This window comes from Nitrosomonas sp. (assembly GCF_024282095.1).
Taxonomy (GTDB): Bacteria; Pseudomonadota; Gammaproteobacteria; order Burkholderiales; family Nitrosomonadaceae; genus Nitrosomonas.
In genome coordinates this window covers 1-17,677 of sequence record NZ_JAMWZS010000049.1, presented here as the reverse complement: position 1 = coordinate 17,677, position 17,677 = coordinate 1, and the positions used below count along the sequence as shown (strand labels likewise).

Below are 17,677 nucleotides of genomic sequence, written 5' to 3'. Positions count from 1 at the left end.
TGGTGGGTCTGGCTGGACTCGAACCAGCGACCAAGGGATTATGAGTCCCCTGCTCTAACCAACTGAGCTACAGACCCCTATATTATTATTTTAAGCTAAATCAATTATTCCCCGTATCCAAGAAACTCCGCAAACGCTCGGAACGTGCCGGATGGCGCAGTTTACGTAGTGCTTTGGCTTCAATCTGCCGGATACGTTCACGCGTGACATCAAACTGCTTTCCTACTTCTTCCAGCGTATGATCAGTATTCATTTCAATTCCGAAACGCATGCGCAGCACTTTGGCTTCACGCGGTGTTAATGAGTCCAGTATATCCTTTGTAACTCCCCTTAAGCTAGCATAGACTGCCGCATCGGCGGGTGCCATGGTTGCTGCATCTTCGATAAAATCACCCAAATGGGAATCTTCATCATCACCAATTGGCGTTTCCATAGAAATGGGTTCTTTGGAAATTTTAAGAATTTTACGAATTTTTTCTTCGGGCATTTCCATTTTCTGTGCCAGAACCGCTGGTTCTGGTTCTTGTCCGGTTTCCTGCAGAATCTGGCGTGAGATACGATTCATTTTATTGATCGTTTCAATCATATGCACTGGAATTCGGATAGTGCGCGCCTGATCGGCAATCGATCGAGTAATTGCTTGACGTATCCACCATGTTGCATAGGTTGAAAACTTATAGCCGCGCCGATATTCAAATTTATCGACCGCTTTCATTAAACCAATATTGCCTTCTTGAATCAGATCCAGGAACTGCAATCCACGGTTGGTATATTTTTTAGCAATCGAAATCACCAGACGTAAGTTTGCCTCCGTCATTTCGCGCTTAGCACGACGTGCTTTAGCTTCACCCGTCGACATCTTGCGATTGATCTCTTTCAGATCCTTAATAGGAATGCCAATCTTATCTTTCAGTGCCAGTAAATTCTGTTGCTCTTCCATAATTGCAGGCTTATAGTGTTCTAGCGCCTGACTATAGGGTTTACCTGCTTGGATTTCTTGCGCTACCCACTCAAGGTTTGTTTCATTCCCAGGAAATGTCTTGATAAAATGATTTCTTGGCATCTTCGCTTTGGATACACACAAATCCATTATCTTACGTTCATAGTTGCGGACATCACCAACTAATTCACGTTGCGTATCACAAAGCTTCTCGACCATTTTTGCCGAGAAACGAATAGCCATCAACTCAGATGAGATTTTATCCTGTAACTCAATATATCCGGAGTGATAAGGCCCTTCTTTTTCGAGCAGCGCTTGCATCTCATTATAAATCTCACGAATAACCGCAAAACGTTCCAGCGCATCAGCTTTTAGCTTCAACAAATTTGCACTGGCAACTGCGGCGTCTCCATCTTCGTCTTCATCTTCGTCATCGAGATCACCGGCTTCCAACTCTTGTTCCAATGATTCTTCGGAAAACTCTTCGTTCATGATGTCTTGTGCATTGGCATCTAACAATCCATCTACAACTTCATCAATACGCAGACTGTCTTTCTCAATTTCGGTTGCCAGACCGACAATTCCCGCAATAATCGGCGGACAAGCTGAAATCGCTTGAATCATATGACGCAGACCACCTTCGATGCGTTTTGCAATCTCAATTTCACTTTCACGCGTCAGTAACCCTACTGAACCCATTTCACGCATATACATACGCACAGGATCCGTCGTACGGCCAAACTCAGAGTCTACCGTAGAAAGCGCAGCTTCAGCCTCCTCCGCCACATCCTCGTCGGCGACGGTTGTTGCAGCATCCGACATCAACAATGTTTCAGCATCCGGCGCTTCATCATGCACCGATATGCCCATATCATTGATCATGCTGATGATGCCTTCTATCTGTTCCGCATCCAACATATCATCGGGCAAATGATCGTTGATTTCGGCATAAGTCAGATAACCGCGTTCCTTACCTAACCCGATCAGTATTTTCAGGCGCATGCGACGTGCCTCAATATCTTGCGGCAACGCTGCACTATTCTGGCCGACAGAAATAGGCGCCAGCTCATCCAATTGATCAGAAGCTGCTTTTATTTTTTTTGGCGTTCTGCCCCGGGTCTTCTTACCGTTACCGGACTCTATATCATTAGTATCCAATACTGCTTGCGCTATCTCATCAATGCTGCTGTCAATTGCTTTAGGAGATGTTTTGACTTGTTTTTCAGTTTTAGCTGCTAACTGGTTGGGTGCCTCTTTTTCCACCATTTCTTTATCGGTATTTTTTATTTTTTTAGCTGCTACTTTCTCTTTCTTGATAACTTCAGTATCTTTTGACTTGACCACTTTTGTTCTTGGCATATTGTATTCCAATTAATATGGATAAATTAAAAGCTGAAAGCGCCAGATTATATCAAAATTCGACACTACTGACACTCAGTAATTCACTTCATAACATGGCTAACCGTTGCAATTCCCGTTTTTCTTCATCGGTTAACTTATCCAAAGATTTGCTGTGTAGCTCAGTCATACGCTTCTTATTTTGTATTTGTTGCAATTTCTTTAAGGTATCCAAAAATTCCATCTCTATATCGTCCGGATCACCCCATTCCAGGGTCTCACTTTCAATACTCTCCAGTAGCGTTCTATATGGGCTATCTTGCAAGTAAGTCAGCACCGAAGGAGTTGATTTACTCTCAGCCAAATGCGCATGTGTATTCAAAAAATCAACCAGCGTTTTTAGTGCAGCAAATTCTTCGGTGTTTTCACTGCATTCGACAAGCAAATTTCTATCCAGTTTAGCGATATAATCCGGACTGTACAACAGCATCCGAATTAACCGATGATAGAGCGTAATCTGCTGTTTTCTTGGTACATTGCCTATCTTGCGAGCCGCCGATATACGTTTCACTTGCAACAAATCTTCCAATTCATCCCGACTAATCCCACTCAATTCAACCAAGCGATTTAAAAGTATCAATGACAGTGCCGATGCCTTCACTTGCTGCAGCAAAGGTTTTGCATCATTCACCAATTTAGCACGACCTTCACCGGTTTGAAGATTTATTCCTGAGCATAATTCCTTGAATAAAAACTCAGACAAGGGTATTGCTTGTTTGAGTTGCCGTTCAAAAGATTCCTTTCCATAGTGACACACATAACTGTCAGGATCCTCTCCTTCAGGCAAAAACAGAAAACTTAAATATTTACCATCCGAAATGAGTGCCAGACTATTCTCAAGCGCACGCCATGCTGCCTTTCTACCTGCTTTATCGCCATCAAAACAGAAAATAATGCGATCAGTCTGACGCAAAAGTTTTTGAATGTGGAAACTGGTCGTCGCTGTGCCTAAAGCAGCCACGGCATAATCAATCCCATGTTGCGAGAGGGCGATCACATCCATATAACCTTCGACCACAACCACACAATTCGCTTCACGAATGGCACGACGGGCGGAGAAGAAATTATATAATTCCCGGCCTTTCTCAAATAAAATTGTTTCTGGAGAATTCAAATATTTCGGCTCTTCCTGTTCCAATACTCTGCCGCCGAAACCAACAATCTGGCCTTTTTGATTAAGAATCGGAAACATGATGCGGTCTCTGAATCGATCATATTGCCTGGCTTCATCATTAACGATGACCAGCCCTGCCTTTACTAATAATCTCCGGGTTTCTTCAGATTGATAATCAGGAAAAACCGCTTCAAGGTTTTGCCAACCCGCAGGCGCATAACCCATGGCAAACCGCGCTGCTGTTTTACCGGACAATCCACGTTTTTTGAGATAGGCAATCGCTTTTTCTGAAACTTTCAGTTGCTCTCGATAAAACTGAGTGGCAACCTGCATCACATCAATTAAATCCTGTGGTGATACCTCTGAATTATGACTACTGTCGCCCTCTATCCGATACTGTGACAAATCATTTGCACCAATTTGTTTGGAAATTGTATCGACTTGCTGCACCGGTACTTGCATGCCTGCATAGGCGGCCAAGTCACGCACCGCCTCAACAAAACTCAAACCACTATAATCGATCAAAAAACTGATCGCATTACCATGTGCCCCACAACCAAAGCAATGATAAAACTGCTTGGTTTGGCTGACCGTAAACGAGGGAGTTTTTTCACTGTGGAACGGGCAGCAGGCTACAAAATTAGCACCTGCTTTTTTAAGCGGAACATGACGATCAATCGCATCAACGATATCTACACGACTGAGTAAATCATGAATAAAAGGCTGAGGAATCATCTATAGAAAACTATCAATAGTGCCCGGCAATCAATTATAAAGAAATTACAGTTTCTTTAAAGACCAGCAACTCCTGAGAAAAGCGCAATCTCAGGCTGATATTTTTTCTTTAATCAGTGTTGATACTTTTGCCATATCAGCACGCCCGGCAAGCTTCGGCTTCAACAAAGCCATCACCTTACCCATATCCTGCATGCCTTTTGCCTCTGTCGCTGAAATTGCTTCAGCAATCAAAGCATCTATCTCAACGTCACTCAGTGCTTGCGGCATATAAGCACTTAAAATAGCAACTTCGTCTTTTTCCTTATCAGCCAAATCGTTACGCAGCGCAGCCTCATATTGTGCAATAGAATCTCTACGCTGTTTGAGCATTTTTTCGATCACCGCAATTACCGCTGCATCATCAAGTACTATGCGCTCATCCACTTCACGCTGCTTGATAGCAGCCTGCAACAGACGGATCGTATCGCGCTGTTTAGTGTCACCCGAGCGCATAGCAGCCTTCATATCATCAGTAATTTTCTGTTTCAAACTCATAGTAGCAGTTTCCAACGCAACCATTAGGCTTTCACATGATACTCAAAAGACAGAAGCATCCAGTTACTTTCATGTAAATAGTTATGATCTAATAAAGTTTAGGAGGTAGCAATTGACTACGCAACCGTTTGTAATTGCGCTTAACAGCCGCTGCCAGTTTACGTTTACGTTCTGCCGTTGGCTTTTCATAAAACTCACGCGCACGCAACTCTGTCAGTATCCCTGTTTTTTCTATGGATCGCTTGAAACGTCGCATAGCAACTTCAAATGGCTCATTTTCCTTAACTTTAATAGTCGTCATAAATATGCAAAATCCTCGGTTGTTGGTTAGTGTTAATATATAATGTCTTCTTTTTTCGCGCCGGAACGACAAATTATCAAGGCGTAACAAAAGTTTTTGATTATAACACCAAGAATTCTGTTATAAAAGAACAAATCTTCTCTCCTATTTTCCCTCATGCTTGTTCTAGGTATTGAAACCTCTTGTGATGAAACAGGAATCGCACTTTTCGACACAACGCGAGGTTTACTCAGTCACACACTCTATTCACAAATAGCAATGCATAGTGAATATGGCGGTGTGGTGCCGGAACTGGCATCGCGCGATCACATTCGACGTGTTCTCCCATTGATCAAGCAAGCTTTACGCACAGCGCAATGTCAATTACACGAAATCGACGCCATTACTTATACACAGGGGCCCGGATTGGCTGGCGCGCTCTTGGTTGGCGCCAGTATTGGCGCCGCAATGAGTTTTGCGTTAAACATTCCTGCACTCGGTATCCATCACCTGGAAGGCCACCTATTATCACCGTTATTATCCACGCCAGCACCAAGCTTCCCGTTCATTGCATTGCTGGTATCCGGAGGCCATACACAGCTGATGCAAGTCGATGGTGTAGGTCAATACACGCTGTTAGGCGAAACAGTTGATGATGCAGCAGGCGAAGCTTTTGATAAAACAGCAAAATTATTGGGATTGGGTTATCCAGGCGGCGCGGCCTTATCAAAACTTGCACAGCAAGGTCAGCCAGATCGCTTCAAACTTCCGCGACCAATGCTCAATAGCGGGGATCTCAACTTTAGTTTCAGCGGCCTGAAAACTGCGGTGCTTACTTTGATTAACAAGCAGGAAATCACACAACAAACCCGTGCGGACATTGCTTTGGCTTTTCAGCAGGCTATTGTGGAAGTATTAACACAAAAATCTTTGTCGGCGCTATCACAGACCGGCCTCACACAACTGGTCGTCGCTGGTGGCGTAGGCGCCAATGCACAATTACGCCAGAATCTCAGCAACAAGGCAGCTTCAAACGGAGCAACCGTTTTCTATCCGGAACTTGAATTCTGCACCGATAACGGCGCCATGATCGCCTTTGCCGGCGCAATGCGATTGCAGGCCACGCCTCATAAAATCCGGCAACCTGCAAACAGCTTCACCGTCAAGGCGCGCTGGAATCTGGAGACGCTTGAAGCATCGAACGACTAATCAGGAGCCGAGGATTTCTTTTCGCCAATGCGCCCTTCTTTGCCAGCCAGCAAATTAACAATGTTCGATTGATGGCGCCACACCAACACCAATGACATGCACAAAACCGCCAGCGTACTCTCTTCAAAACCCAGCATGCTCACGGTATAAAGCGGCGCAAGTACTGCCGCAACCAAAGCCGACAAAGATGATATGCGCCAAATCAACGCAACCAACAACCAAGTCACTATCGCCATCAAACCAACCCACGGATTTAAACCCAGCAACACACCCACCGCAGTTGCAACGCCTTTGCCGCCCTGAAAACGCAGAAATACTGGGAAAACATGCCCAAGAAATACTGCCAGTGCAACCACAGCAATCCCTTCATTACCCAATCCCCCAATCGGGGCATAATATTGCGCCAAAACCACCGCAAGCCAGCCTTTACCGGCATCGCCCACCAATGTCAAAACAGCCGCAGCTTTCTTACCACTACGCAAGACATTGGTTGCTCCCGGATTCTTAGAACCGTATGTACGCGGATCCGGCAATTTAAAAATCCAACTGGATACCACAGCGAAAGAAACAGATCCCAATAAATAAGCCGACAAAGCAAACAACAATATTGTCATGTGTAATTAGCACCACCCAAACAAAATAGAATAGAATCCCGGATATTTCACATCAGCAAAACGCCCATTAAAGAAACATTGGCTCAGTGCTTTTTTAATTCCGGCAGCAGCTTGCTCATTTTAGCGCTTAATCACCGATGGATATTATCTTTCTGCACGATTTCAAAGCAAAAACCTTAATTGGAATTTACCCATGGGAACGCAAAGTCCCCCAAACCATTCAATTAGATCTGGAGATCGCACTCCCAACCAGCCGGGCATGCCAATCGGATCGCATTGAAGACGCGCTGGATTATGCCTTGATCATCGAAAGAATTAACAAGATTCTGGCAGAACAACACTTTTCTTTACTGGAAGCATTGGCTGAGCACATCGCACAAACCATCCTAAAAGAATTTCGAGCACCGTGGATCAAAGTCAGCATTGCAAAACTCGGGATTATACGTGGGGTTAAAAAACTGGGCGTATGCATTGAACGGACATCTGTGATCACATGAACATGTTATAAAAGAACTAATCGAGTTGGTCACAGTCCATTTCGGATAGTTAGCAATCTTTTTCACACGATTCGATTTAAAAAATTTGCGACGGCTAACTCCATACTTGATAATATTATTTCACTCATCTGAATTCAGGAGGTGTGCAATGCAAACACTACGAATCAACCCTATCATTTGCTGCAGCTTAGTGGCATTTTTCATGAATAGCGCGGTGCTGGCAGAAGAGCAGGATATCAGTGAAATTCAAAAACGATTCAATGCGGAAACTATCAACAAGCGCTTCAGTGTCCCTAGTGATGCGGCATTAACATCTGCCCTTAAAGAAGCTACGCAAAGAGGCACACCGACCAGGACGCAAGTCTATGCACCAGGCTGTTTTGGTTTGGGGTGTGTTTTAGGACAAAACATTGGCTATGGAAGTTATTTAGGAGGCTACGCACGTCCGTATTATGGTGGTCTTTATGGCGCAAATAATTACACGCCCTATTATTCCGGTTGGTAATTTTCCAAATCAGAGTGAACGGCATATCGTTGTGGTTCAAACCATTTAACAGACCGTTGAGAAGCTATCTGCGTTGCCGCTGCGGTGTTAAAAACAGTCAGTGAATTTGTGGATCGAATTCATTGACTGTATATTTGATTATTCAAGAACTTTAAACTTTTTCATTTAATTTTATAACATAAAAGGGGGGATGCAATGGGGTATTCCATCAATAAGAGCACCTGGATACTGGCGGGAATTATGATATTTTCTTTGATCTTAAGTGGATGTGCTGCAGTTCATACATCCATCGCAAAGAAAGATCTGGATGTTCAAACCAAAATGAGTGACTCCATTTTTCTGGATCCCGTTGAACCGAGCCAGAAAACCATTTATATGAATATCCGCAACACCTCCGATAAAACCAATTTTGATATTACAGGCACAGTTGCCAGAGCACTTGAAGGCAGAGGTTACCGCATCACCAACAACCCCAAAGAAGCCCATTACTGGCTGCAAGTTAATGTTCTGAGTGTCGATAAAGCCAGCCCTACCGCCGCAGAAGCTGCCTTAAGAGCGGGCTATGGCGGCATGGGAGGTGCCGCATTGGGCGCGGCGGTAGGAACAGCTACGGGTGCGGCTATAGATGGTTGGAGCGGGGCAGGTATCGGTGGATTAGCCGGTGCTGCTGCTTTTGGTCTCGTAGGCACCATTGCAGACGCTGCTGTAAAAGATGTTACGTATATGGCCATTACCGACGTTGAAATAGCAGAACGCGCTGAGAAAGGCGTGATTGTTCGCGAGGACAGACAGCAAGATGCAAAACAAGGCGTGGGTGGTGCAAGAAGACAGTCTTCCACCAAAGTCAGCGAAATGAATAAATTTCGTACTCGCGTTGTCAGTACAGCCAACAAAGCAAATTTGCAATACGAAGAAGCCGCGGTTGAACTTACCAATGGACTCGCGCGTTCCATTTCCGGACTCTTCTAAAATAACTCATTGGTTCATGACACCATTCCTCCAGTAGCCAGCAATCGCAACTGGAGGAAGCAAAATAACTTCTTCATCTGCAAACACACCATTAACAAAATACGTAGGAGACCATGATGCAAAGAAAAACAACGTCAATCGTGCTGGCACTGGTTGTATTGTTTGCTGCTTCTGTCGTGCAAGCTCAGAAAAGCAACCAAGCTGCCGACAGTCGCGCTGTCATCAATCGCATGACTAAAGAACTTGGACTCAATGAAACCCAGCAATCCAAAGTCGAAGCCATTCTCAACAACGAAAAAAAGAAAGTTGAAGCTGTTTTCAATGAGGAAAAGAAACAATTGCAATCGATTCAAGAAGAAACACGGGCAAGTCTGCAAGCAGTGCTAACACCCGAGCAAATGGATAAGCTCGATAAAAAAATGCGGCAGGGAAACAGTGAAAAGAATACCCAGAAAAAATAAGACTCAGATAATAGCGTTTAACAGGCCGCTGAAAAACGTTTCCGCCGACAACCGATGCAAGGCAAAAACAGGCGGGAAAGCGCGCAGTTGACGCGTAATCAATGCGTATTTTGAGCCTGTCTTATGTTCACTGATAGCGCGCAGGATCGGCTATCCCCATTGCCTCAAACCCGGCACGCCGAATACGGCAGGAATCACAAATGCCGCAAGCTTGCCCCAGTTCATCCGCCTGATAACAGGAAATAGTCAATCCGTAATCAATGCCAAGTGCAAGCCCTGCTTGGATAATCTCCTGCTTTGATAAATGCATGAGCGGCGCATGAATGGTTATTTTCTTACCCTCAACGGCTGCTTTGGTTGCCAGATTCGCCATCTTCTCAAAGGCTTGAATATATTGCAGGCGACAATCGGGATAACCGGAGTAGTCAACCGCATTCACGCCGATAAAAATATCCTGACAGTCCAGTGTTTCTGCCCATGCCAGTGCCAGCGACAGCATAATGGTATTTCTGGCAGGCACATAGGTAATGGGAATGCCGATATTTTCTCCCGAGACCGGCACTTCGAGCGATTGATCGGTGAGTGCGGATCCACCAAACACTGTCATATCCAGCCGGATAGTTTGATGGGCATGAGCACCCAAAGACCGCGCAACATTTTGCGCAGCCGTTAATTCTGACCGGTGCCGCTGACCATAATCGACACTCAGGGCATGGCACTGAAATGCTTGGTTCCGTGCAATAGCCAATACCGTTGCAGAATCCAGTCCACCCGATAACAATACAATCGCTTTTTTCATACACTGACCGCCCTGACCGATTGGAGCACAGCAAGCATTAACGCCCCGGCCCCTCTCCCCACAGTAATTTATGCAGCTGAATCTGCATTCTCACAGATAATTTGTCACGCAAAATCCAGGCCGCCAATATCGCCGGGTCAAGCTTGCCATGAACAGGTGAAAATAAGATAGGACATATTTGCTGTAATTGCTTGTTGTGAATGATTTCACAAGCCCATTGATAATCCGCTTCATCACAAAGTACAAATTTAATCTCATCCTGTTGAGTCAGATAAGCAAGATTGGACCAGTTATTTTTAGTCATTTCTCCCGAGCCGGGCGTTTTGATATCCATCACTTTACACACCCGTGTATCCACACCGGATAACTCCAGTGCGCCGCTGGTTTCCAGTGATACTGAATACTGCGCATCGCACAACGCGGTTAATAATGATAAGCATGCTTTCTGTGCCAAAGGCTCGCCGCCTGTCACTGTCACATAATGGGTTTTATAATGCGCGACTTGATTCAGGATTTCTGATATCGATATATTGTCGCCGCCGGTAAAAGCATAGGCCGTATCACAATAGCCGCACCGCAAAGGACATCCCGTCAAACGTACAAAAACCGTTGGTAAGCCGACGCGACTTGTCTCCCCTTGTAAGGAAAAGAAAATCTCACTGATACGCAAAGTTGTCGTTTCTAGTGTTTGCACAATGATTGACTACCTGGGGAAAGAAATTATCCGCATTGCTTGCGGGTTGCAATGTAACAAATAGCGTGGCGCTATTTATTTAAATATGAATTTATTTGAAATTGGCCAAACGCTGCTTGGCTTTTTTTGCGGCGTCACTGCTCGGATATTTCGCTACTAAATCTTCTAACGTGTGCTTACTCGCCTTACTATCGCCCATTTCATACTGACTACTGGCCATATTCAGAAAAGCATCCGGTGCTTTTAGGCTATCCGGATACTTATTAATCAATCGCTTCTGTGCATCAATGGCCAATTGATAATCACGTAGCGCGTAGCGTGCATTACCAATCCAATAGGCAGCCCCAGGCGCCAAACTCGATTGCGGATAGCTCTCTAAGAAATTCTCAAATTGAGCGATGGCACTTGCATAATCGCCATTTTTAAATAAATTAAAGGCTTCTTTATAGGCATTATTTTCTACCGGGCCGGGCGGCGTCAATTCATTGGACGACAATGTTCCTGAATCAGGTTGTGCCACAGCAACTGTTTCTTCAGTTGCTGCAGGCTCCGGCATTGCTGCAGCCGCCGCTGGTGAAGAAGGCACTACTACCGAGTCATTGGGTGGCGGTGTTACCATGCTCTGCGGTGAGCTTTTCGGGCTGGGATGAGATGAAGGAGTTCGCTTATTAGGTTGCTCAATCTCGCGCAAGCGGTTGTCCAAATCAATATAGAAATCCCGCTGCCGCTTTTGTAGCAACGAATTATCGTTACTCAGCATTTCTACTTGCCCGTTTAACTTACCCAACTCAAGCCCGAGCGTTTCAACCTTCGCATACAGTTCAAGCAGCGCCTGGCTATTCAACGCTTGCTCCATTTTGGCAATACGCGCTTCCATTTCACTGACTTGTTTACGTAAGGCACTAATTTGTTCGCGTGCCTCATCATCGCCAAACAATGCCGCATGACCGGCATTACCACTCATTAATAGCAATAGTAGGAAAGCGCGTATCAGCATGTTTACTCACCTCGATAAAGAATATCTGTACGGCGGTTCTGACTCCAGGCTGATTCGCCATGCCCCAATGCGCGTGGCTTTTCTTCGCCCAAACTCACCGATTCAATCTGCTCATCGCGAGCACCTGCTAATGTCATCATATTTTTTACGCTATCCGCACGACGTTGTCCCAACGCAAGATTGTATTCACGGCTGCCACGATCATCGGTATTGCCCTGCAGAATCACACTGGCACTGGCATTGTCACGTAAGAACCGAGCATGCGACAGCACTAATTCCCGGTATTCACTTTTAACGGTATAGCTATCATAGTCATAAAAAACGCTACGTTTTGACAGAATGCTGTTAGGGTCTTGCAGTTGACTAAAATAGCTCGGTCTGCCGGAACCGGAACCCATCAGATCACTGCCGCCCGAACCGCTACCGGCTCCACCTGCGGTCAGATCATCAACCTCAGGCTGGGTTGTTTGGCTGGCGCACGCTGATAACAAAACAATTAATGCAATACCTGCTAATTTCCTCATTTATTCACTCCTCGTAATTAAAAAACTTGCGTTATTTCCACTTAGGCAGAGGCCCCCATGCCGGCTCTCTGATATCACCTGTTTGTACTGAAAGATGTTGCCTGGTTTGCCCATCCCTTGAAACAGCGGATAATATACCATGCCCGTCAATCTCAGTCGCATACAAGATCATCTTGCCATTGGGCGCGAAACTGGGAGATTCATCAAATTTGGAATTGGTCAGTATTTGTACCTGGCGCGAACCGATTTCTTGAACGGCTACGTTAAATTGACTATCGTTGCGATGGATAAACGTGAAACTTTTACCATCCTGACTAAAATCCGGGCTGACATTGTAACTCCCCTCAAAAGTGAGGCGTTCAGCATTACTGGTTTCGGTATTGGTGACTGCCATGCGATAAATTTGCGGGCTGCCGCCGCGATCAGATGTAAATAGGATGTACCGGCCATCGGGAGAAAAATTTGGCTCGGTATCAATTCCGGAACTTCTGCTCAATCGCTGTAAGCCACTGCCATCTGCATTCACCAGGAATATTTGCGACCCGCCTTGTCCGGTTAATACGACAGCCAGTTTTTTACCATCAGGCGACCAGGCCGGTGCACTGTTACTGCCTTTAAAGCTGGCAACCGCTCTACGCTCACGCGTTGATAATGTTTGTACATACACAATCGGTTTTTTGTTTTCAAATGAAACATAGGCCAGTTGATTACCATCCGGCGACCAAGCCGGAGAAATAATCGGCTCCGTGTATTCAATGATGGATTGTGCGTTATAACCATCTGCATCCGCAACTTGCAGTGCATACTTATTGCCGCGTTTCAGCACATAGGCAATTCGCGTACTGAACACCCCCACATCGCCGGTCAATGCTTCATAAATAACGTCGGCAATGCGATGCGCGGCGGCACGCAATTGTGTTTTAGGAACAGTAATCGACAAACCTGTCAATTGCGATTTTTTCGCAACATCCATCAAACGGAATTGAATCTCCACTTGATCACCGGATAACGCCACCGTACGGCCAATGACCAACGCATTGGCGCCGCGATTGACCCAATCCGCATATACCACATCTGTCGGTACATGCGGAGATAATCCGGAGGAATCCACCAATTTGAACAAGCCAGTACGTTGCAAATCAGCACCGATCACCGGCGTGATGCCCTGATGAAGTTTATTTTCTTCTGCAAAAGGAACAATGGCGATGGGTATGCGAGATGCGCCGCCACCAAAAATTTCGATATTCAGTTGCGCGTGCAAAGGCGCACTCATCCACCATAAAAGCAGAATCAATGTACTACGAATAGTTTTGAACCAATGAATTGACATAAATATTAAGTTGTTAGAAAGCAAAAAATTCCCGCTGATTATAACAATCATTCACGATAATGCACGGTAATATTCAAGTTACGAAACTCATTAAATAAAGCAGGATCAGGCGGTAGTGGCAATGGTTTTGATAAAAAGATCGCACGCTCGACAGCGCTATCAAAAGCCGCATGTCCGCTACTCTTGCTTAATCTGACATCCAGAATATCGCCTCCCGGAAGCAATGTGACACTGAATTCAACCACCGGATTACCTGGCAGATCAGGCGGCATGACGATTCTGCTTCTGATTTTGGCAAGAATCATCGCCTTATATTTGGAAATCTCGTTCGTTATCTGATTTTTCGCCGCTGCTTGCTGAGCAGCGCGTTTGGCTTCAGCTTCCCGCTGTGCCTTTGCTTCTTGTTCACGCTGCCGCTGTACGGCTTGCTCTTTTTCTTTCTGCTTTTGCAATTCCTTTTGTTTTTCCAGCTCTTTCTGCTTCTCGAGTTCTTTTTGTTTTTCCAGTTCTTTCTGTTTTTCTAATTCCTTTTTCTTTTCAAGCTCCTTTTGCTTTTCAAGCTCTTTCAATCTTTCCTGCTCTTTAATTTTCTCCTGCTCTTTTTTCTTTTGTTCTTCCACATCCGGCTTAGCCTCTTTAATGGGCTCAGGCTTCTCTTTCATCGCGATATCAGGTTTCTTAATCGGTGGCGTAGCCACTTTCTGCGGCGCGGGCTTGGGTGGCTCCGACTTAGCTGGTTCTGGCTTGGGCGGCTCTGGTTTAGGTGGTTCCGTTTCTGGTTCCGGCTTAGGTTTGACAGGTTCCTGAACGGGCTTAGGTTGCTTCGGAGGTGGTTGAGTTTTTACCGGCTCCTGCACAGGTTTAGGCAACTCTGTCCATATATCTACGACCATGCCTTCTGGCGGATGATCTTTCCAATTCAAACCAAAAATCATTAGCGCGATAAAAACGAGATGTACCAGCACCGCCAGCACGCCCGCCAATAATGATCTCGGTTCGGAATGGGGAAAATTGCGTAAGACGCTCACACTCATTACAGCTCATTCATTTTTGTTGAGCCAGCAAACCTACTTTCTGCACTTGATTTTGCTGCAGAATGTCCATCACTTTGATCACTTCCTCGTAACGTACATTTTTGTCGGCCGCAATCACCACCGGCTGTTCCGTATTCTGTGCCTGTTTTTGCTTAATGGCCTCAATCAACTGGTTCCGATCCACTTTCTGTTCCACCGATGATTTGGCGCGATCACGTAAGGTCAAACTGCCATCCGCTTTAATGATCACTTCCAGTGGTGCAGCCGGTGTCGCCAATGATTTGCCAATCTGTGGCAATTCAATCTGCCCATGGTTAATCATCGGCGCTGTAATCATAAAAATGATCAGCAACACCAGCATGACATCAATGTATGGCACCACATTGATTTCATTCATTAATCGATGCTTGGCACGACGCGCCATACAATCCTCTCAGTTGTGATTATCCGGCTGCTCGCCGTTGCAATACATTGGATAGTTCTTCCATAAAGCTCTCAAACCGGGTTGCCAGTTGATCAGTACCGCTGGCATAGCGGTTATAAGCAACCACGGCAGGAATTGCCGCGAACAATCCCATCGCCGTTGCAATCAACGCTTCCGCAATACCCGGTGCGACATGTGCAATGGTGGCTTGTGTGACACTGGATAAGCTGCGAAAAGAATTCATAATTCCCCACACAGTACCTAACAAACCAATATAAGGACTGACTGACCCGACTGTGGCCAGAAACGATAAGTGTGATTCCAGATAGTCCATTTCCCGCTGATAGGTTGCCCGCATGGCTCTACGGGTACTTTCCATCACCGCTTCAAGATCAGATCCTGCTGGATGCTTATTAAATTCACTAAAACCGGCAGCAAAGATGCGTTCCATACTGCCTGAGTCATAGCGCGAATTTGTCGTGCGCTGATAAAGCGCATTCATATCGGCGCCACGCCAGAAAACATCCTCAAAATCATCAGTCTTCTTTATCTCGTTGCGAATAACGAATAATTTACGAAAAATAAACCACCATGATAAAAGCGAAATCATGACTAAAATCAACATCACCAGTTGTACCAACAAACTGGCACTACTGATCAGATGCAGAAATGACATATCTTGTGTAACTGTTGTACTCATGCGGGTTTCCCGATTCTCTCACGTAATGGTGCAGGAATGCTGACTGGCTTCAGTGTTTCTGCACCGACACACACCACATGGATCGTGGCATTCACTAATTTGACATGGCTGCATAAAATTTCCTGAGATAGCGCAATGCGGCTTCTGCCCATCTCCTGAACGACCACTGTCACATTCAAAAAATCATCAAGGACCGCCGGCTTGAGGTATTGGATCTCAAGCGAGCGTACCATGAACAACACATTGTGAATTTCAGTTAGTAATTTTACATTAAACCCTAATTCCCTGAGCCACTCATAGCGCGCACGCTCCATAAAATTAAGGTAAGTTGAATGATATACCACGCCGCCAGCATCCGTATCTTGATAGTAGACACGCACAGGCAGTGAAAAATTATTGATTAACATGCTGTTTCGTTAAGCAGGAAAAACGCCTGTCGATAAATAACGGTCGCCGCGATCACACACAATAAATACAATCACCGCATTGTCAACTTGCGCGGACACATGCAATGCCGCTGCCAAAGCACCGCCCGATGAGATGCCTGCAAAAATCCCTTCTTCGCTTGCCAGACGGCGCGTTAAATCTTCAGCGTCTCCTTGAGAAACGTATAATAATTCATCCACTCGTTGCGCATCATAGATTTTAGGCAAATAAGCAGGCGACCATTTGCGAATGCCAGGAATTTGTGAACCTTCCTCCGGCTGTACACCAATCACCTTAATAGCCGGTCGCTGTTCTTTGAAAAATCTCGAGCAGCCCATGATCGTTCCGGTAGTTCCCATGCTGCTGACAAAATGAGTAATTTTTCCATCGGTATCGCGCCAGATTTCTGGCGCTGTGCCTTCATAATGCGCCAATGGATTATCCGGATTAGCGAATTGATTAAGAATAATGCCTTTCCCTTCACTCTGCATTTTCTCCGCCACATCACGCGCCTGCTCCATACTGCCGGATTTGGGAGTCAGAATTAGCTCTGCACCGTATGCGCGCATGGACTGTCGCCGTTCTACACTCAGATTTTCCGGCATGATCAGCACCATGCGATACCCCATAATAGCAGCAGCCATCGCCAACGCGATACCGGTATTGCCACTGGTTGCCTCAATCAGCGTATCGCCCGGTTTAATTTCTCCACGTTGCTGCGCATGAGAAATCATGGACAATGCCGGCCGATCTTTTACCGAACCAGCAGGATTATTACCCTCAAGTTTGGCAAGAATGATATTGCTGGTTGTCCCAGGCAGATGCTTGAGTTTTACCAAGGGCGTGTTACCAACATAACTTTCAATCGTTTTATACATGGATGAAAACTTCATAAGTGATCGCTTGAGATTATCACATATGCACCCTGCATGAAACATTGTGACCGCCTAAATAAAAGCCCCTCTGAGAGAATTCCAGAAGGGCTTTTATTTAGGAAGATCTCCTATAACCAGGAGCTATTCTTGTTTAGCCGGAACTTCAGCACTTTTATCGGATTCAACCGCAACCACAGCTGGCTATTTTTTGGTTCTTTTTCCCGTGGCGGAAACTGCAGGCTTAGCAAATGCTTTGATGAAAAAAGATCAAATCGCTCAATTTTTTTTATTAACACGCCGCCTTTTGAAGCTGCTAATCCAAAGATAGCGATTGATGCGGTTTTTCAGGATCGACTACTTAATCTTACCCATAGTTAGAAGTATGACTCTGCACAAGATGTTGCATAGAAGTATAGGGAGGAATGTACCTGGAATGCACATGCGTGCGAGGATGGGATTCGAACTATCACATGCAACTCAATATACAAAGGCACGCAGTTATTTGTGAAGTAAAAGTTACTCACAAAGTTACTCACATTTTGAAAAATACCTCCTATTACAGGCTGTAAAAAAAATCATTTTAATTTAGCTTATTTTGCAACTAAATTTTATTAA

The 17,677-nt window shown here is 45.3% G+C and carries 21 protein-coding genes and 1 tRNA gene; 6 read left to right on the top strand and 16 right to left on the bottom strand.

What is annotated here, in order from left to right; translation table 11 throughout:
• The 5 genes from Q0K92_RS11790 to rpsU form a co-directional block, all read right to left on the bottom strand.
• Positions 1 to 77: transfer RNA gene (locus Q0K92_RS11790), tRNA-Ile, on the bottom strand.
• Between the two features lie 23 nt (positions 78 to 100).
• Positions 101 to 2,299 (bottom strand): RNA polymerase sigma factor RpoD, encoded by a 2,199-nt coding sequence (rpoD, locus tag Q0K92_RS11785; RefSeq protein WP_297325992.1) that lies wholly within the window; start codon positions 2,297 to 2,299, stop codon positions 101 to 103.
• Between the two features lie 88 nt (positions 2,300 to 2,387).
• Entirely contained in the window at positions 2,388 to 4,187 is a 1,800-nt protein-coding gene (gene dnaG / locus Q0K92_RS11780) for a DNA primase (protein WP_297325991.1), read from the bottom strand.
• 90 nt (positions 4,188 to 4,277) lie between these two features.
• Entirely contained in the window at positions 4,278 to 4,724 is a 447-nt protein-coding gene (locus Q0K92_RS11775; RefSeq protein ID WP_297325990.1) for a GatB/YqeY domain-containing protein, read from the bottom strand.
• An 88-nt stretch (positions 4,725 to 4,812) separates the two neighbouring features.
• The gene (gene rpsU, locus Q0K92_RS11770) at positions 4,813 to 5,025 is read right to left on the bottom strand and encodes a 30S ribosomal protein S21 (protein ID WP_013648785.1); all 213 of its coding nucleotides are present in this window, start codon (positions 5,023 to 5,025) and stop codon (positions 4,813 to 4,815) included.
• Positions 5,026 to 5,181: 156 nt separating this feature from the next.
• Between rpsU and tsaD the strand changes: the two genes are divergently transcribed.
• A complete protein-coding gene (tsaD, locus tag Q0K92_RS11765) occupies positions 5,182 to 6,213 on the top strand; it encodes a tRNA (adenosine(37)-N6)-threonylcarbamoyltransferase complex transferase subunit TsaD (RefSeq protein WP_297325989.1) in 1,032 nt (343 codons plus the stop codon).
• On the opposite strand, the gene plsY is transcribed toward tsaD, so the two are convergent.
• Positions 6,210 to 6,827, bottom strand: coding sequence for a glycerol-3-phosphate 1-O-acyltransferase PlsY (plsY, locus tag Q0K92_RS11760; RefSeq protein WP_297325988.1), 618 nt, complete (start codon positions 6,825 to 6,827; stop codon positions 6,210 to 6,212). The two genes, tsaD and plsY, sit on opposite strands and share 4 nt — an antisense overlap.
• A gap of 137 nt (positions 6,828 to 6,964) precedes the next feature.
• On the opposite strand from plsY, the gene Q0K92_RS11755 reads away from it, so the two are divergent.
• The 4 genes from Q0K92_RS11755 (at position 6,965) to Q0K92_RS11740 (ending at position 9,259) form a co-directional block, all read left to right on the top strand.
• Positions 6,965 to 7,324, top strand: a complete 360-nt coding sequence (locus Q0K92_RS11755; RefSeq protein ID WP_297325987.1) for a dihydroneopterin aldolase — start codon at positions 6,965 to 6,967, stop codon at positions 7,322 to 7,324.
• Between the two features lie 148 nt (positions 7,325 to 7,472).
• A complete protein-coding gene (locus Q0K92_RS11750; RefSeq protein WP_297325986.1) occupies positions 7,473 to 7,829 on the top strand; it encodes a hypothetical protein in 357 nt (118 codons plus the stop codon).
• A 195-nt stretch (positions 7,830 to 8,024) separates the two neighbouring features.
• Positions 8,025 to 8,798, top strand: coding sequence for a complement resistance protein TraT (locus Q0K92_RS11745; RefSeq protein WP_297325985.1), 774 nt, complete (start codon positions 8,025 to 8,027; stop codon positions 8,796 to 8,798).
• Positions 8,799 to 8,914: 116 nt separating this feature from the next.
• A complete protein-coding gene (locus Q0K92_RS11740) occupies positions 8,915 to 9,259 on the top strand; it encodes a hypothetical protein (RefSeq protein WP_297325984.1) in 345 nt (114 codons plus the stop codon).
• Between the two features lie 127 nt (positions 9,260 to 9,386).
• On the opposite strand, the gene queC is transcribed toward Q0K92_RS11740, so the two are convergent.
• The 10 genes from queC to cysM form a co-directional block, all read right to left on the bottom strand.
• Complete coding sequence (gene queC / locus Q0K92_RS11735) at positions 9,387 to 10,058, bottom strand: 7-cyano-7-deazaguanine synthase QueC (RefSeq protein WP_297325983.1); 672 nt, start codon at positions 10,056 to 10,058, stop codon at positions 9,387 to 9,389.
• A gap of 37 nt (positions 10,059 to 10,095) precedes the next feature.
• The gene (gene queE, locus Q0K92_RS11730; RefSeq protein ID WP_297325982.1) at positions 10,096 to 10,752 is read right to left on the bottom strand and encodes a 7-carboxy-7-deazaguanine synthase QueE; all 657 of its coding nucleotides are present in this window, start codon (positions 10,750 to 10,752) and stop codon (positions 10,096 to 10,098) included.
• Positions 10,753 to 10,843: 91 nt separating this feature from the next.
• On the bottom strand, positions 10,844 to 11,749 hold the full coding sequence (gene ybgF / locus Q0K92_RS11725; protein ID WP_297325981.1) for a tol-pal system protein YbgF: 906 nt from the start codon (positions 11,747 to 11,749) through the stop codon (positions 10,844 to 10,846).
• Between the two features lie 2 nt (positions 11,750 to 11,751).
• Positions 11,752 to 12,273: a peptidoglycan-associated lipoprotein Pal gene (pal, locus tag Q0K92_RS11720; RefSeq protein ID WP_297325980.1), complete on the bottom strand. Its 522-nt coding sequence runs from the start codon at positions 12,271 to 12,273 to the stop codon at positions 11,752 to 11,754.
• Positions 12,274 to 12,304: 31 nt separating this feature from the next.
• Positions 12,305 to 13,603: a Tol-Pal system beta propeller repeat protein TolB gene (tolB, locus tag Q0K92_RS11715; protein ID WP_297325979.1), complete on the bottom strand. Its 1,299-nt coding sequence runs from the start codon at positions 13,601 to 13,603 to the stop codon at positions 12,305 to 12,307.
• Positions 13,604 to 13,650: 47 nt separating this feature from the next.
• Entirely contained in the window at positions 13,651 to 14,637 is a 987-nt protein-coding gene (gene tolA, locus Q0K92_RS11710; RefSeq protein ID WP_297325978.1) for a cell envelope integrity protein TolA, read from the bottom strand.
• A 10-nt stretch (positions 14,638 to 14,647) separates the two neighbouring features.
• Positions 14,648 to 15,061, bottom strand: a complete 414-nt coding sequence (gene tolR, locus Q0K92_RS11705; protein WP_297325977.1) for a protein TolR — start codon at positions 15,059 to 15,061, stop codon at positions 14,648 to 14,650.
• A gap of 19 nt (positions 15,062 to 15,080) precedes the next feature.
• Complete coding sequence (gene tolQ, locus Q0K92_RS11700) at positions 15,081 to 15,761, bottom strand: protein TolQ (protein WP_297325976.1); 681 nt, start codon at positions 15,759 to 15,761, stop codon at positions 15,081 to 15,083.
• Positions 15,758 to 16,168: a tol-pal system-associated acyl-CoA thioesterase gene (ybgC, locus tag Q0K92_RS11695; RefSeq protein WP_297325975.1), complete on the bottom strand. Its 411-nt coding sequence runs from the start codon at positions 16,166 to 16,168 to the stop codon at positions 15,758 to 15,760. Before ybgC ends, tolQ begins: the two co-directional genes overlap by 4 nt.
• Positions 16,169 to 16,177: 9 nt before the next feature.
• Complete coding sequence (gene cysM / locus Q0K92_RS11690) at positions 16,178 to 17,065, bottom strand: cysteine synthase CysM (RefSeq protein ID WP_297325974.1); 888 nt, start codon at positions 17,063 to 17,065, stop codon at positions 16,178 to 16,180.
• A gap of 51 nt (positions 17,066 to 17,116) precedes the next feature.
• On the opposite strand from cysM, the gene Q0K92_RS11685 reads away from it, so the two are divergent.
• On the top strand, positions 17,117 to 17,440 hold the full coding sequence (locus tag Q0K92_RS11685) for a hypothetical protein (RefSeq protein WP_297325973.1): 324 nt from the start codon (positions 17,117 to 17,119) through the stop codon (positions 17,438 to 17,440).
• The last annotated feature ends 237 nt before the right edge of the window (positions 17,441 to 17,677 follow it).